Genomic DNA, 14,662 nt, shown 5'->3' on the forward strand with positions numbered 1-14,662 from the left:
CAGCTTAGCGGCTGGGGATCAGGAGTATGCAGCAGTTATTGCACCGGGGTGCTGCGATGATGCAGCACCGTGAAGAAGCCCTGGATGCGTCTTGGGACGATTTGAAGCTGTTTTTAGCGTGCGCAAAATATAAAAGTTTTCGCAATGCCGCCGAAGAGCTCGGCCTCACCTCCACCACCCTGATGCGCCGCATCGACCGGCTCGAAGAGAGCATCGGGTGCAAGCTATTCCTCCGTGACCAGAGCGGACTCACGCTCAGCGATGAAGGCACCGCGATGATCGCCGACGTTGCACATATGGAGCGTCATGCCTTCAACGTCTTCCGCCGCGCCTCGCGATCGTCGAACGACACGTCGGGCACCGTGCGCGTCGCGGTGACGGAAGGCCCCGGGAATTTCTGGATCCTGCCGCGACTGATCGACTTCCAGAAGACCTATCGCAAGATCACGGTCGATCTGCGTTGCGCGATGGAGCAGTCCGACGTCGCGCGGCTCGAATCCGACATCGCCATCCAGCTCGAGCCGCCCACCAATCCCGACCTGATCGTCGCCAAGCTCGGCCGCCTGCACATCTATCCGTTCGTCTCGAAGGAATATCAAAGCCTCTACGGCTTGCCCGCAACGCTGGCTGAATTGCAGAACCACCGCATCATCAAGCAGAGCGCACCGCAGGTCGACGACGGCGCCTATGCCCGTGTGCTCGGATTGCAGTCGCTGGAAGGCATCGTCGGCATCAAGACCAACTCCTCGGTCGGCGTGCTCTATGCGGTCGAGCGCGGCGCCGGCATCGGCTTCCTGCCGACGGTGTCGATCGCGCTCGGCGCACCGCTCGTCGCCGTCGATCTCGGCGTCAGCCACCACGCCGATCTCTGGCTCACCTATCACAAGGAGTTCCGCACCTCGGAGCGTCACAAGATCGTGGTCGAGTGGCTGAAGAAGATCTTCGATGCCAGGACCTATCCCTGCTTCCGCGACGAGTTCATCCATCCGGACGCGCTGGTGCCGATGATGACGGCCGCCCGGGAGGGATTTGGATTGACCGGATACGTCGCGGCAACGCCAACCTGAGACGCGGGCGAGATTCAGCTCACCATCGATATTCGAAGCCGATCATGCCCTGGTGCGAGGTGAGCTCGTTGCGGAACTTGCCGTCGTAATTGACGTAGAGCCGTGCCACATTGGTCAGGCTGAGCGAAGCCGAGGCCCCGGCATCGACGCCGTGGCGGCTCTCGCCGATGCCGGGCACCACGATGCTCTGGGTGCCCAGGCTGACCTGGATGGAGCCCAGGTCTTGATGGAAATTGTCGACGAACTTGCCGTAGGCGGAGAGGTCGAGGATCTTCTGCCCGATGATGAAATAGCGGCCGATCTCGGCCCCGACCATGAAGCGCGCGCGAGAGAGCGCGCTCGCGCCGACATTGAGCGGGTCGAGACCGCCGGCCTCCTGGAACGCGGCGCTGGTGGCGCGCACATATTCCAGCGCCCCCTTGGGCACGATGCGCATCTGGTCCTTGGTCCAGTAATAGCTGATCTCGGTCAGCCCGCCGTCGATGGCGGCGCCATAGCGTGCCGTCGCAAAGCCAAGGCCGGTGTCGCGGCTGGAATGGACCTTGCCGAAGCCGTGCACGACCGCAAAGGCCCAGGTCCACGGGCCCTTGTCGACCGAGCCGCTGAAGCCGAGCTGGGTGAGGTCGAGCGTTGCGGACTGCAGGGCCAGCGGCACGTCGATATCGGTGCGGCTTTGGTCGATGGAGAAGCCGATGTTGACGCCGGGCGCGAGCCTCGCGCCGAAACCGGCGACGCCACCAAAGGTCTTGCGTTTGTCGCCGACGAAGTCACCCTGCGCGTCGGTCCGCACCGACATGCCGTAGCCCTCGAACCAGGTCCGGTAGCGCGGATCTTCCGCCGCCGCCGATGCGCCGCCGCCGCCGGGATTGGTCCGGAACGCCCGATTGACGCCGCCGGATGCCTGGCTGCCGAGCCGCTCCAGGAAGTTCGAGCCGAGACCGAGCGCAGCGTTGCCGGTCGAGCGATCGTAGCTGATCGAGGTCGGCGTCGGGATCGGGGTCGGTGACGGCGTGGGTGTCGGGGTCGGTGTGGGCGTCGGCGTCGGGCTTTGCGCGAGGACGGGCGTCGCCGCCATCATCACGGCGAATGCCAATGCCATGGCCATCGCCGCCGCGACCCGGCGGACACGGTCCCGTCCAATCGTCTGCCGTGTTCCGGTCGGCTGCGAGGCGCAGCGCATGACGCAAATCCTGAAGCAAATGGGCGGCGCGCAGAAAGCAGCACGGTCAGCGGCGCTTACGGCGATTTGTGCCGAACTGCCACGGGGGGTCAACCGGCTGGCACGCGCCGCCAGCGGCTATTGCGCCGATTGTGGTTCCGCTGCCACAGGCCGCAAATTGCGCTCGGCAGCAACCGGACCCGGCCTTGAAATTCGCGCTCGGCTTGCTAACGGGCGATTTTCATGTTGCAATATCGGACACAATCGGAATTGGCCGCTCGGCTGTGCGTTTCGCGACATTGAGACTCAAGACTCGAACAGACATCCGCAAGCCCGTTTGTGGCGTGGCACGCGAAAAGCGGCCGCGTCTTTTTTGTATCTAGTGGAGGAGACTAGCGATGCCGCAAAAGGGCACCGTCAAATGGTTCAACCCGACCAAGGGCTATGGGTTCATCAAGCCGAACGGCGGCGACAAGGACGTGTTCGTCCACATCTCCGCCGTCGAGCGTGCCGGACTCTCTACCCTCAATGAGAACCAGGTGGTTGAATTCGACCTCGTGGAGAACCGCGGCAAGGCATCCGCGGAGAACCTCAAGGTCTCCTGATCGTTCTCGCAGCACGCGGGAAATCATGACGTTGCCCCCGGCTCTGCCGGGGGATTTTGTTTGGGGCAACGAGCCAGCGCCGACGCTTCAGCCCACCACCGGCGCAACCAGGAAATTCTCCGACGCAGAGCTTCCCGCCGTCTTGCAGACCTCGCCCTCAATCCGAACCTTGCCCGTCGCGAGCAGCCGCAGCGCCTCGGGATAGATGCGATGCTCGACCTCGAGGATGCGCTCGGACAGCGTGTCCGCCGTGTCGTTGTCGCTGACGGGGACCGCACCCTGCATCACGATCGGGCCGGCGTCAGTCTCGGGGATCACGAAATGCACCGTGGCGCCGGACAGCTTGACGCCGGCGCGCAGGGCCTGGCCGTGCGGGTCGAGACCGGGGAAGGACGGCAGCAGCGAGGGATGGATATTGAGCATCCGCCCGTACCACGCTTGGGTGAATTCCGCCGTGAACAGGCGCATGAAGCCGCCGAGGCAGATCAGTTCGATACCGTGTTCGTCAAGCACCCCCTGCAACAGCTTTTCGAAGCCGGCCCGGTCCTTGCCGAACGGCTTACTCTCAATCACCAGCGTCTTGACGCCGGCCGCCCTCGCCCGTTCGAGCCCTGGCGCGTCAGCCTTGTTCGAGATCACGAGCGAGATCTCCGCCGGGAAATCCGCAGCGGCGGCGGCCCTGACCAGCGCAACCATGTTGGAGCCGCGCCCGGAAATCAGGATGGCAACGCGGCGCTTCATCACAGCGCCGCTCATTACAGCGTCATGTCGAGATGGCCGTTATAGACGACGCGGTGCTCGCCCTCGGCCGGAATCACGGTGCCGAGTTGCACCACTGTCTCGCCGGCGTCGGTGAAGACCCCGATCACCTCGTCGACCTTGTCGGGCTCGACGATTGCGATCATGCCGATGCCGCAATTGAAGGTGCGCAGCATCTCGAGCTCGGCGATGCCGGCCTGCGCGGCCAGCCATTTGAACACCGGCAGCACCGGCAGGCGCGCGAGGTCGATACCCACGCCGAGGTGCTTGGGCAGCACGCGCGGAATGTTGTCGGTGAAGCCGCCGCCGGTGATATGGGCGAGCCCCTTCACCGCGCCGGTCTCGCGGATCGCACGCAGGCAGGATTTGACGTAGAGCTTGGTCGGGGTCAGCAGCGCGCCGCCGAGCGTCATCACCGGCGCGAACGGCGCCTGCGCTTCGAAGCCGAGGCCGGATTGCTCGACGATCTTGCGGACCAGCGAGAAGCCGTTGGAATGCACGCCCGACGAGGCAAGGCCGATCACAGCATCGCCCGCGGCGATGTCCTTGCGCGGCAACAGCGTACCGCGCTCGGCAGCGCCGACGGCAAAGCCGCCGAGATCGTAATCGCCGTCCTTGTACAGGCCCGGCATCTCGGCGGTCTCCCCGCCGATCAGGGCACAGCCGGACTCGCGGCACCCCTCCGCGACGCCGGCGACGATCGCAGCGGTGGCCTCGGGATCGAGCTTGCCGCAGGCGAAATAATCCAGGAAAAACAGCGGCTCGGCGCCCTGAACCACGAGGTCGTTGACGCTCATGGCGACGAGGTCGATGCCGATGCCGCCATGCAGGCCGGTGTCGATCGCGATCTTGACCTTGGTGCCGACGCCGTCGGTCGCGGCCACGAGGACCGGGTCCTTGAAGCCGGCCGCCTTGAGGTCGAACAGGCCGCCGAAGCCGCCGATCTCGGCATCGGCCCCCGGGCGCGCGGTGGCGCGCACCATCGGCTTGATCAGGTCGACCAGGCGGTTGCCCGCGTCGATATCGACGCCTGAATCGGCGTAAGTGAGGCCGTTTTTGCGGTCGGTCATGCCCGATTTCCAGTGGGTTCGCGGCTGGTTACGTCGAATTCCGGGGACGCGCAATGGCTCGCATGGCGCTCCTCGCTATACTATGTAGACATATCAACCGGTTCAGCCTGTAACGGGCCGGATTTGAGGTCAGAACCGGTGCCGGGAAGCGCTGCGTGAGTATTCCGAACATCATTACCCTGGGCCGCATCATGCTGGTCCCGGTCATCGTTTGGGCGATCGTGTCGAGCCAAATGGAGGTGGCATTCGCCGTGTTCCTGATCGCCGGCATCAGCGACGCCGTCGACGGCTTTCTGGCCAAGCGCTTCAACATGCGAAGCGAGCTCGGCGCCCTGCTCGATCCGCTTGCGGACAAAGCGCTGCTGGTGTCGATCTACATGGCGCTCGGCATCTGGGGCGCGATCCCGCGCTGGATCGTGATCCTGGTGGTGTCGCGCGACATCATGATCGTCGCCGCCGTGATCGTCTCCTGGCTGTTCGACAGGCCGGTCGAGATGAAGCCCTCGAAGGTGTCCAAGCTCAACACGGTGGCGCAAGTCGCATTCGCGGCCTTGGTGCTGGCCGCACTTGCCTTCGGCTTCAAGCCCGCGCCTTATGATATCATCCTGATGGGCCTCGTCACGGTCTTCACGCTCACCTCCGTGTCGCTCTATCTGGTCGAGTGGTTGCGCCACATGAGTACGATCGAGGCCAAGTGAAGGGACGTTCGGCCCCGTAACGGGCTAAGTCCCACACGATTAAGTCGAACCTCGTCAAATGCGCCGGCATGCCGGCATGGAGCAAAGCAAGCGTGGCAGGCCGCGTTCATCCCCGACAACTGGCGTTTTCCCTTCCGCATGCGGAGAGCCTCAGCCGGGACAATTTCCTCGAAGGCCCCGCCAATGCGGAAGGTCTCGGCCTGATCGACAGCTGGCCGGAATGGCCGAACCGGATCATGTGGCTGGCGGGCCCGGAAGGAAGCGGCAAGAGCCATCTGGCGACGATCTGGGCGGAAGAGGCCGGCGCGCGCTCGACCAGCGCCAATGCGCTGACCGCGGCAGGCGTTCCGGGCGCACTCGCCACCGGCGCGCTCGTGGTCGAGGACCTCAAGGCAAAGGATTTCGACGAGCGCGCCATGTTTCACCTGATGAATCTGGCCCGCGAGGATGCCGCCTACGTCCTGTTCACCGGACGGGAGGCGCCGGCCGCGCTGGAGATCGAGCTTCGCGACCTGCGCTCCCGCCTGCGGGCCGTTCCGGTGGTGACGCTGCTGCCCCCCGACGACCAGCTCTTCCGCGGCCTCATCGTCAAATTCTGCGCCGACCGCCAGCTCACCGTGGACGAGAGCGTGGTCGGCTATCTCGCCACCCGCCTGGAGCGATCCTCGGCCGCCGCCCGTCAGGCCGTGGAACTGCTCGACAGCGAGGCCCTGCGGCTCGGCCGCCCCGTCACGAGGGCACTGGCTGCCGAGTTGCTCCGGGACGCCTGAGCCGCCCCGCCCGGACGCTCTGCGTGAAGTCCGCTTGACGCAGCGCTGCCGCGGAACATCAATGTCATCGAAACGTCATCGCTCTAACACATGCTCCCGCGGGTTTTGCGCATAGGTCGCAAAGTGAGGCGAGACAGGATGGACCGACTTCTGATGGACTCTGCGCAAACCATTGAAACTAAAGAAAAAGCCCCGGAAGTCGAGGGGCTGCCCGCGATCGCGTCGAGCCCTGAACGATTCATCAACCGCGAGCTGTCCTGGCTGCATTTCAACCGCCGCGTCCTCGAAGAATCGGTCAATCCCAGCCATCCGATTCTGGAGCGGGTGCGATTCCTGTCGATTTCGGCGAATAACCTCGACGAGTTCTTCATGGTCCGCGTCGCGGGCATCAAGGCCCAGGTGCGCGAAGGCATCGCCGAACGCAGCCCCGACGGCCTGACCCCGTCCGAGCAGCTCGCGCTGATCAACCGCACGGTTTCCGAGCTCGCCTCCGACCAGCAGGCGATCTGGCGCGACCTGCGCAGCACGCTGGCCGAGGTCGGCATCGTGCTGGTCGACGGCAAGGACGTCACCAAGGCGGAACGGGCCTGGATCGAGGATTATTTCCTCCACAACGTATTCCCGCTCCTGACGCCGCTCGCGATCGATCCTGCCCACCCCTTCCCGTTCATTCCGAGCCTCGGCTTCACCATCGCGCTCCAGCTCACGCGCGCCGCGGACGGCCGGCAGATGAACGCGCTGATCCGCATGCCAGGCAAGATCGACCGCTTCATCCGCCTGCCCACTGACGGCAAGGTTCGCCTGATCTCTCTGGAGCAGGCCACCGGCTTGTTCATCAACCGCCTGTTCCCCGGTTACAACGTGCACGGCCAGGGCGCCTTCCGGGTCATCCGCGACTCCGAGCTCGAGATCGAGGAAGAAGCCGAAGACCTGGTCCGCCTGTTCGAGACCGCGCTGAAGCGCCGCCGCCGCGGCTCGGTGATCCGGCTCGAGATCGACGCCAAGATGCCCGAGGAGCTGCGCAGCTTCGTGCAGCACGCGCTCTCGACCGCCGACGACGAGGTGTTCCTGGTCGACGGCGTGCAGGCGATGAACGAGCTCTCGCAGCTTACCCGCCTCGACCGGCCCGACCTCGAATTCACCCCTTACGTGCCGCGCCATCCCGAGCGCGTGCGCGAGCATGGCGGCGACATCTTCGCCGCGATCCGGCAGAAGGACCTGATCGTCCACCATCCCTACGAGTCCTTCGACGTCGTGGTGCAGTTCCTGCAGCAGGCCACGCGCGACCCCGATGTCGTCGCGATCAAGCAGACGCTCTACCGCACCTCCAACAACTCGCCGATCGTGCGCGCGCTCGCCGAAGCGGCCGAAGCCGGCAAATCCGTCACCGCCTTGATCGAGTTGAAGGCGCGGTTCGACGAGGAGGCCAACATCCGCTGGGCGCGCGATCTCGAACGCGCCGGCGTTCAGGTCGTCTACGGCTTCCTCGAATTGAAGACGCACGCAAAGCTCTCCATGGTCGTACGCCGCGAGGGCGGCAGCCTGACGACTTACGTCCATACCGGCACCGGCAACTATCACCCGGTCACGGCGCGCATCTACACCGACCTCTCCTACTTCACCTCGGATCCGACCATCGGACGCGACGCCGCGCGGGTGTTCAATTTCATCACCGGCTATGCCGCACCGAGCGATCTGGAAAAGATGGCGGTGTCGCCGCTGACCTTGCGCAAGCGCATCATCGAGCACATCCAGGGCGAGACGGCACATGCGCGGCACGGGCGCCCCGGCGCGGTCTGGATGAAGATGAACTCGCTGGTCGACCCTGATATCATCGACGCGCTCTACGAGGCCTCCCAGGCCGGCGTCCAGGTCGAGCTCGTGGTGCGCGGCATCTGCTGCCTCAGGCCCGGCATTCCCGGCCTGTCGGAGAATATCCGCGTCAAGTCGATCATCGGCCGCTTCCTGGAACACGGCCGAATCTACTGCTTCGGCATGGGTCATGGCCTGCCGGGCACGAAAGCGGCTGTGTATATCTCGTCGGCCGACATGATGCCGCGCAACCTCGACCGCCGCGTCGAAGTGCTGTGTCCGCTGCAAAATCCGACGGTGCATCAGCAGGTTCTCGAACAGATCATGGTCGCGAACCTTAAGGACAATGAGCAGAGCTGGCAGTTGTTGCCGGACGGGTCGTCAACGCGTATGAAGACCGCGAAGGGCGAGGAGCCTTTCAACGTCCACAACTACTTCATGACGAATCCGAGTCTGTCTGGCCGTGGAAAGTCGCTCAAGGAATCCTCGCCGCGTCGTCTCACGCGCCGGAACGAACGCCATCAATCCTGACCGGGGATCTGCAACGTGAAGCGGCCGCGCAAGCGCGGCTCGAGCGTCGCGGTCATCGACATCGGCTCCAATTCGGTCCGTCTCGTCGTTTACGAAGCGCTGGCGCGCAGCCTGATCCCGATCTTCAACGAGAAGGCGCTGTGCGGCCTCGGACGCGAGGTGCAGAGCACGGGTCTGCTCGCGCCCGACGCCGTCGACAAGGCGCTGACCTCGCTCAAGCGCTTCCGCGCGCTGTGCCGCGTGATGCAGGTCGGGCGCGTGTACGCGATCGCGACCGCCGCCTGCCGCGACGCCTCCAACGGCGCCGACTTCATTGCCAAGGCCGAACGCATCTGCGCGGTCAAGATCGAGATCCTGTCGGGCCCGCGCGAGGCGCGGCTTTCGGCGCTGGGCGTGATCTCCGGCATCCACCACCCCGACGGCATCGTCGGCGATCTCGGGGGAGGTTCGCTCGAGCTGATCGACGTGCGCAAGAACGCCGTGCGCAGCGGCGTAACGCTGCCGCTCGGCGGCCTCGCGCTGCAGGACCTCGCGCACAAGTCGCTCAAGCGCGCCGACCGCATCGTGCGCGAGGAGCTCGACGCCGTGCCGCAGCTCGCGGCGGGCCGTGGCCGCACCTTCTACGCCGTCGGCGGCACCTGGCGCGCGCTGGCGCGCATCCACATCATCCAGAGCGGCTATTCGCTCCAGGTGATGCACGGCTATTCCATCTCCGCCGCCGAAGCGCTCGACTTCTCGCGCCGCCTGCGGCGGCTCGCCGCCGCCGACATGCTCGCCGACATCGAGATCGTCGCCGATGCGCGACGCCCGCTCCTCACCTACGCGGCGCTGGTGCTCGAGCACATCATCCGCGTTGCCCAACCCAAGACCATCATGTTCTCGACCTTCGGCGTGCGCGAGGGCCTCCTGCACGAGAAACTGCCGGAGACCGAGCGCAACAAGGATGGCCTGATCTGCGCGGCCGAGCAGCTGAATCAATTGCTCTCACGCTCGAGCAAGCATGCCCACGAGCTGATCGCCTGGACCGACCGCCTCGCGCGCGTGGTGAAGCTGCGCGAGACCGAGGAGGACCGCCGCCTGCGTCATACCGCCTGCCTGCTCTCCGACATCGGCTGGCGCGTGCATCCCGATCATCGCGGCGAACAGACTCTGAGCCTTGTCGTCAACGGCAATTTCGGGGCGATCACCCACACCGAACGCGCCTTCGTCGGTCTGTCCGTGTTCTATCGCTACGCCGGGCTCAGCGAGGAGAACCAGCCGCCGGTCGCCATGCAGGAATTGCTGACGCCGGCGCAGCTCGAACGGGCGCGCCTCCTGGGCGCAGCATTCCGGGTCGCTCATCTGATCTCCGCAGCGCGTCCGGGGGTCCTGCCTGCCACGCATTTCCGCAGCCAGGGCCGCAATTTGATGCTGGTGTTCGAGCACCGCCTCAGCGACCTCGTTGCCGACCGCGTCGGCAGCCGCTTCCGCCAGCTCGCGCGGCTGATGGGACGATCGGGATCGATTGTGCGGCGCTGAAGCCGCAAATGCGAAGCGATCGCATTCATGTGGCGCCGGCCTTCGTCCTGAAAATGAACTCTGTCGGCGCACCGGGTCGGGTTGATGCATATCAACCACTCGGCAATGGGTCGGACTAACGTGCAACCACGTTGCTCCGGACCCATTCGCCATGCATTCTCAACACGGGTTTCGCTTTGCGGTCCGCGCTCGAAAAGCGGCGGGCCGCGTTCTCTTTGCGCTCGCCTTCAGCTGTTCGGCATCGGCGTCCATGGCCCAGGACGAGGTGAAGCTGAGCGATGCGCAGGCGCGCAATCTCGGCGTGCGCGCGAGCCGCCCGGTCGCGGTCCGAACCGATCTGACGCTGCCCTATCCCGTGCGGATCGTGATCCCCACGCCGCAATTGTGGGTCGTCAGCGCGCCCGTGGCCGGCATGGTCGCCAATCTCCTCGTCGGGCGCGGCGACCATGCCACCGCCGGCCAGCCGCTGGTCGTCCTGGAGAGCCCAAGCTTCGTTTCCCAGCAGCGCGATTACCTGCACGCGATCGCGCAGGAGCATCTCGCCAGCCAGCAGCTGAAGCGAAACCTGGATCTTTTCGAAGGCAAGGCCGTGCCGCAGCGCGTGCTCGAGGCCAGCCAGGCCGAAGCGCGCCAGGCAGCGCTCGTGGTCGCCGAGCGTCGCCAGATGCTGCATCTGAGCGGTATGTCCGACGAGGCAATACTTCGGCTGGGCCAGGAAGCATCAATCAGCGGCACGCTCACGGTCAATGCGCCGCAGACCGCGTCCGTCGTCGAGGTCACGGTATCGCCGGGACAGCGGATCGAACAATCCACACCGCTCGTCAAGCTGGCCCGGCTCTCGCCGCTATGGGCGGAAATCGCGGTCCCCGCGGCCAATATCCGCGCGATCCGGGCCGGCGCGAAAGTCGAGATCGCGGGTTATCCCACGCCCGGCAAGGTCGTATTGGTCTCCGAGACCATCGACCCTGCCACGCAGACCATTCTGGTTCGCGCGGAAATCGCCAACGACGGCGAGTTGCATCCCGGCCAGACTGCCGCTGCCCGCATCGGCTTTCTCTCCACCGGCGAAAGCGCATGGGAGATTCCCTATAGCGGGCTGGTGCGGCGAGGCGAGCAGACTTCGGTGTTCGTGACAACGGCCGGCGGCTTCCGGCTCGTGCCGGTCAGGCTGGTCGCGGAAGATCAAGACCATGTCGTCGTATCCGGCCCCATCACAGACCAGGACGAAATTGCGATCGGCGGGATCTCAGCGCTTCGCGGCATTCTCTCCGGACTGGGGCAATAGATGCTCCGGCGCCTTGTTGCGTTCGCGTTGTCGCAACGACTTTTCGTGATGCTGGGCGTGCTGCTGGTGATCGGAGCCGGCGCCGCGCTCCTGCCCGGCTTGCCGATCGACGCCTTTCCCGACGTCTCGCCGGTTCAGGTGAAGATCATCATGAAGGCGGCGGGTCTCACCCCCGAAGAAGTCGAGCAACGCATCACCGTTCCGGTCGAGCTCGAGCTGCTCGGATTGCCGAACAAGAAGGTGCTTCGGTCGACCACGAAATATGCGCTGGCCGACATCACCGTCGATTTCGAGGACGGCACCGACATCTACTGGGCGCGCAACCAGGTCTCCGAGCGCCTGTCGAATATCTCGCGCGATTTCCCGGAAGGCGTGAGCGGCGGCCTTGCCCCGATCACCAGTCCTCTCGGCGAGATGTTCATGTTCACGATCGACAGTCCCGTCCTGTCGCTCGCCGAGCGCCGGACCCTGCTCGATTGGGTGATCCGCCCTGCTCTACGGACAGTTGCCGGCGTTGCCGATGTCAATGCGCTCGGCGGCCATGTCCGCGCCTTCGAGATCGTGCCGCGCAACGACGCGCTGGCCGCGCGTGGGATTACCTACGACTTGTTTCGCCGGGCGATCGAGGCCAACAGCCGCAATGACGGCGCCGGACGAGTCAATCAGGGCGAGGACAGCGCCCTGGTCCGGATCGAGGGCAGCATCCGTTCGATCGAGGACATCAAGGCCATCGTCGTCGACACCCGCGAGGGCGTGCCGATCCTGGTCAACGACGTCGCCACCGTCAAAGTCGGGACGCTGACGCGCTATGGCGCCGTCACAGCGGACGGCCGCGGCGAAACCGTCGAGGGGCTCGTCCTCGGCTTGCGCGGCGCCAACGCAGGTCAGCTCATCCGCGACGTACGCGCCCGGCTCGCCGAGTTGCAGCCCTCGCTGCCCAAAAGCGTGTCGATCAACGTGTTCTATGACCGCAGCCGCCTGGTCAACCGCGCCGTCGGCACCGTGGTCCGGTCCCTCGCCGAGGCCACGATCCTCGTCGTCGTTCTGCTGCTGCTCTTCCTCGGCAATTGGCGGGCTTCGCTGGTGATCGCGCTCAGCCTCCCGCTCGCCATCGTGATCGCGTTGATCGTGATGCGTCTGGTGGGAATGTCGGCCAACCTGATGAGCCTCGGCGGACTTGCGATCGCGATCGGCATGTTGATCGACGCGCTGGTCGTCGTGGTCGAGAACATCGTCGGCAACCTTGGCAAGCACGAACCTGGCAAGGGTGCGCCGCTGATCCACCTGGTTTACCGTTCGGTCTGTGAGGTCCTGGAACCGGTGGCCTCGGGCGTCCTCATCATCATCATCGTGTTCATCCCCCTGCTGACGCTGCAGGGACTGGAAGGAAAGCTGTTCATCCCGGTCGCGCTCGCCATCATCTTCGCGCTCACCGGCTCGCTGCTGCTGGCGCTCACCGTGGTCCCGGTCATGACCTCCTATGTGCTCAAGTCCGCGTCGCATCGCGATCCCGTGCTGGTCCGTGCGGCGCAGCGGATCTACGCACCTGCGTTGGACTGGGCCCTGAAGAACGAGCGCAAGGTCATGGCTGCGGCGCTGATCGGCCTGGTCGCGGCGGGATTCGCCTACACCGGCCTCGGCAAGACCTTCATGCCGACGATGGACGAAGGCGACGTCATCGTCAGCGTGGAGACGTTGCCCTCGGTCAACCTCGACGAGTCGCTCGCCATCAATGCGAGGCTCCAGAAGGCACTGCTGGCCGTGCCTGACATCGCCGGCATCGTCGCGCGGACCGGGTCGGACGAGCTCGGCCTCGATCCCATGGGTCCCAACCAGACCGACACGTTCCTCGTGCTCAAGCCCGCTGCCGAGAGGGCGACCGACAATCGCGAGGCCCTGCTGCAGAAGCTCCGCGAGGTCCTGTCCGGTTTTCCTGGCATCTCGCTCGGCTTCACCCAACCCATCGACATGCGCGTGCAGGAGATGATCAGCGGCGTGCGTGGCGATGTCGCCGTGAAGATCTTCGGCCCCGACATCGCCAGGCTGAACAAGGCCGCGGCCAAGCTGTCGGCGATCCTGTCCAGCATCGACGGTGCCGAGGACGTCTACACCACGCTGAACGAAGGCGCTCAATACTACACGGTCGCGGTCAATCGCATGGAGGCCGGCCGCCTCGGCCTGACCGTGGATTCCATCGTGAACTCGCTGCGTACCCAGATCGAGGGCCGAACGGTCGGGACGGCGCTCGAGGAGGGCCGCCGCACCCCCATTCTCGTCCGCGGCAGCGAGACCACCAGGGCGGCGCCGACGCTGCTGGCGAGCCTGCCGCTGACGCTCGCTTCCGGACAGCACGTCGCGCTGTCGCAGGTCGCGCGAATCCAGCGCGTGGATGGGCCGGTGAAGATCGACCGCGAAGACGGCGCGCGCATGAGCGTCGTTCGCGCCAACGTCCGCGGCCGCGACATGGTCGGATTCGTCGAAGCGGCCCGTCACAAGGTTGCGACAGAGCTTCCGCTTGCGAACGGTTACCGGCTGACCTGGGGCGGGCAGTTCGAGAACCAGCAACGTGCCGCCGCGCGCCTGTCCATCGTCGTGCCCGTTGCGATCGGCCTGATCTTCCTGCTGCTCTTCACCACGTTCGGCGCCATCCGGCAGGCGCTGCTGGTGCTGGTCAACATCCCCTTTGCGCTGATCGGGGGCGTCTTCGCCCTGGTGCTGACCGGTGAGTACCTGTCGGTGCCGGCCTCGGTCGGGTTCATCGCGCTGCTCGGCATCGCCGTCCTCAACGGAGTCGTTCTGGTGTCCTACTTCAACCAACTCCGGGCCCATGGCCTGCCCGAGGATCGCATCGTCGTCGAAGGTGCCATGCGCAGGCTTCGGCCGGTGCTGATGACCGCGAGCATCACGGCGCTGGGCTTGATCCCGCTGCTGTTCGCGTCCGGGCCAGGGTCCGAAGTGCAGCGGCCGCTCGCCATCGTCGTGATCGGAGGCCTGCTGTCGTCCACCCTGCTCACGCTCATTCTCCTCCCGATCCTTTATCGCCGCTACGGCGGAACGCCGAGGGTGGCAAAATGATCGATGGGCCAGTCTCTCTCACCCTGATCGTGCCGGATCAGCTCCGTGACGAGCTGCTCGACTATCTCACCGAACAGAGCGGCCTCGTTTCGGGATTCACCGCATCGCGCGGCGCGGGTCACGGCGCGGACGTTCGATTGCGAACGGCCGCCGAACGCGTCAAGGGGCACGCCGATCAGACGGCGGTGCAGATGATCCTGGCAAGGAGCGCTGCCGACAGCCTGCTCGAGAGATTGCGGGTCTCGTTTGCCGGAACCAAGCTCGTCTATTGGAGCACGCCGGTGACGGAATTCGGCACCATCGCGTGAAGCAC

Annotated in this window: 12 protein-coding genes; 9 read left to right on the forward strand and 3 right to left on the reverse strand. The window is 65.4% G+C overall.

Annotation, left to right across the window (positions count from 1 at the left end; all coding sequences use genetic code 11):
- Nucleotides 1-26: 26 nt before the first annotated feature.
- Nucleotides 27-1,067 carry a LysR family transcriptional regulator gene (locus AC3WLX_RS03665; protein WP_492334726.1) on the forward strand — a complete coding sequence of 347 codons (1,041 nt, stop codon included), beginning with the start codon at nt 27-29 and terminating at the stop codon, nt 1,065-1,067.
- Between the two features lie 19 nt (nt 1,068-1,086).
- Here AC3WLX_RS03665 and AC3WLX_RS03670 read toward each other — a convergent pair whose 3' ends face one another.
- Nucleotides 1,087-2,247: an autotransporter outer membrane beta-barrel domain-containing protein gene (locus AC3WLX_RS03670; protein ID WP_492334727.1), complete on the reverse strand. Its 1,161-nt coding sequence runs from the start codon at nt 2,245-2,247 to the stop codon at nt 1,087-1,089.
- Nucleotides 2,248-2,624: 377 nt separating this feature from the next.
- Between AC3WLX_RS03670 and AC3WLX_RS03675 the strand changes: the two genes are divergently transcribed.
- The gene (locus AC3WLX_RS03675; protein WP_291627770.1) at nt 2,625-2,831 is read left to right on the forward strand and encodes a cold-shock protein; all 207 of its coding nucleotides are present in this window, start codon (nt 2,625-2,627) and stop codon (nt 2,829-2,831) included.
- An 87-nt stretch (nt 2,832-2,918) separates the two neighbouring features.
- On the opposite strand, the gene purN is transcribed toward AC3WLX_RS03675, so the two are convergent.
- Entirely contained in the window at nt 2,919-3,572 is a 654-nt protein-coding gene (gene purN / locus AC3WLX_RS03680; protein WP_492335905.1) for a phosphoribosylglycinamide formyltransferase, read from the reverse strand.
- 14 nt (nt 3,573-3,586) lie between these two features.
- Entirely contained in the window at nt 3,587-4,660 is a 1,074-nt protein-coding gene (gene purM / locus AC3WLX_RS03685; protein ID WP_492334728.1) for a phosphoribosylformylglycinamidine cyclo-ligase, read from the reverse strand.
- Between the two features lie 155 nt (nt 4,661-4,815).
- Here purM and AC3WLX_RS03690 point away from each other — a divergent pair, with 155 nt between their 5' ends.
- The 7 genes from AC3WLX_RS03690 (at nt 4,816) to AC3WLX_RS03720 (ending at nt 14,657) form a co-directional block, all read left to right on the forward strand.
- Complete coding sequence (locus tag AC3WLX_RS03690) at nt 4,816-5,358, forward strand: CDP-alcohol phosphatidyltransferase family protein (protein ID WP_291632047.1); 543 nt, start codon at nt 4,816-4,818, stop codon at nt 5,356-5,358.
- Nucleotides 5,359-5,450: 92 nt separating this feature from the next.
- Nucleotides 5,451-6,128, forward strand: coding sequence for a P-loop NTPase family protein (locus AC3WLX_RS03695; RefSeq protein WP_291632046.1), 678 nt, complete (start codon nt 5,451-5,453; stop codon nt 6,126-6,128).
- Nucleotides 6,129-6,281: 153 nt separating this feature from the next.
- Nucleotides 6,282-8,471 (forward strand): RNA degradosome polyphosphate kinase, encoded by a 2,190-nt coding sequence (locus tag AC3WLX_RS03700; RefSeq protein ID WP_492335906.1) that lies wholly within the window; start codon nt 6,282-6,284, stop codon nt 8,469-8,471.
- 15 nt (nt 8,472-8,486) lie between these two features.
- Nucleotides 8,487-9,989, forward strand: a complete 1,503-nt coding sequence (gene ppx / locus AC3WLX_RS03705) for an exopolyphosphatase (RefSeq protein ID WP_492334729.1) — start codon at nt 8,487-8,489, stop codon at nt 9,987-9,989.
- A 250-nt stretch (nt 9,990-10,239) separates the two neighbouring features.
- Nucleotides 10,240-11,274: an efflux RND transporter periplasmic adaptor subunit gene (locus AC3WLX_RS03710; protein ID WP_492334730.1), complete on the forward strand. Its 1,035-nt coding sequence runs from the start codon at nt 10,240-10,242 to the stop codon at nt 11,272-11,274.
- On the forward strand, nt 11,275-14,349 hold the full coding sequence (locus tag AC3WLX_RS03715; protein WP_492334731.1) for an efflux RND transporter permease subunit: 3,075 nt from the start codon (nt 11,275-11,277) through the stop codon (nt 14,347-14,349).
- Nucleotides 14,346-14,657 carry a DUF3240 family protein gene (locus AC3WLX_RS03720; protein WP_492334732.1) on the forward strand — a complete coding sequence of 104 codons (312 nt, stop codon included), beginning with the start codon at nt 14,346-14,348 and terminating at the stop codon, nt 14,655-14,657. Before AC3WLX_RS03715 ends, AC3WLX_RS03720 begins: the two co-directional genes overlap by 4 nt.
- The last annotated feature ends 5 nt before the right edge of the window (nt 14,658-14,662 follow it).

It is taken from the genome of Bradyrhizobium sp. FW305-F6, assembly GCF_058782905.1.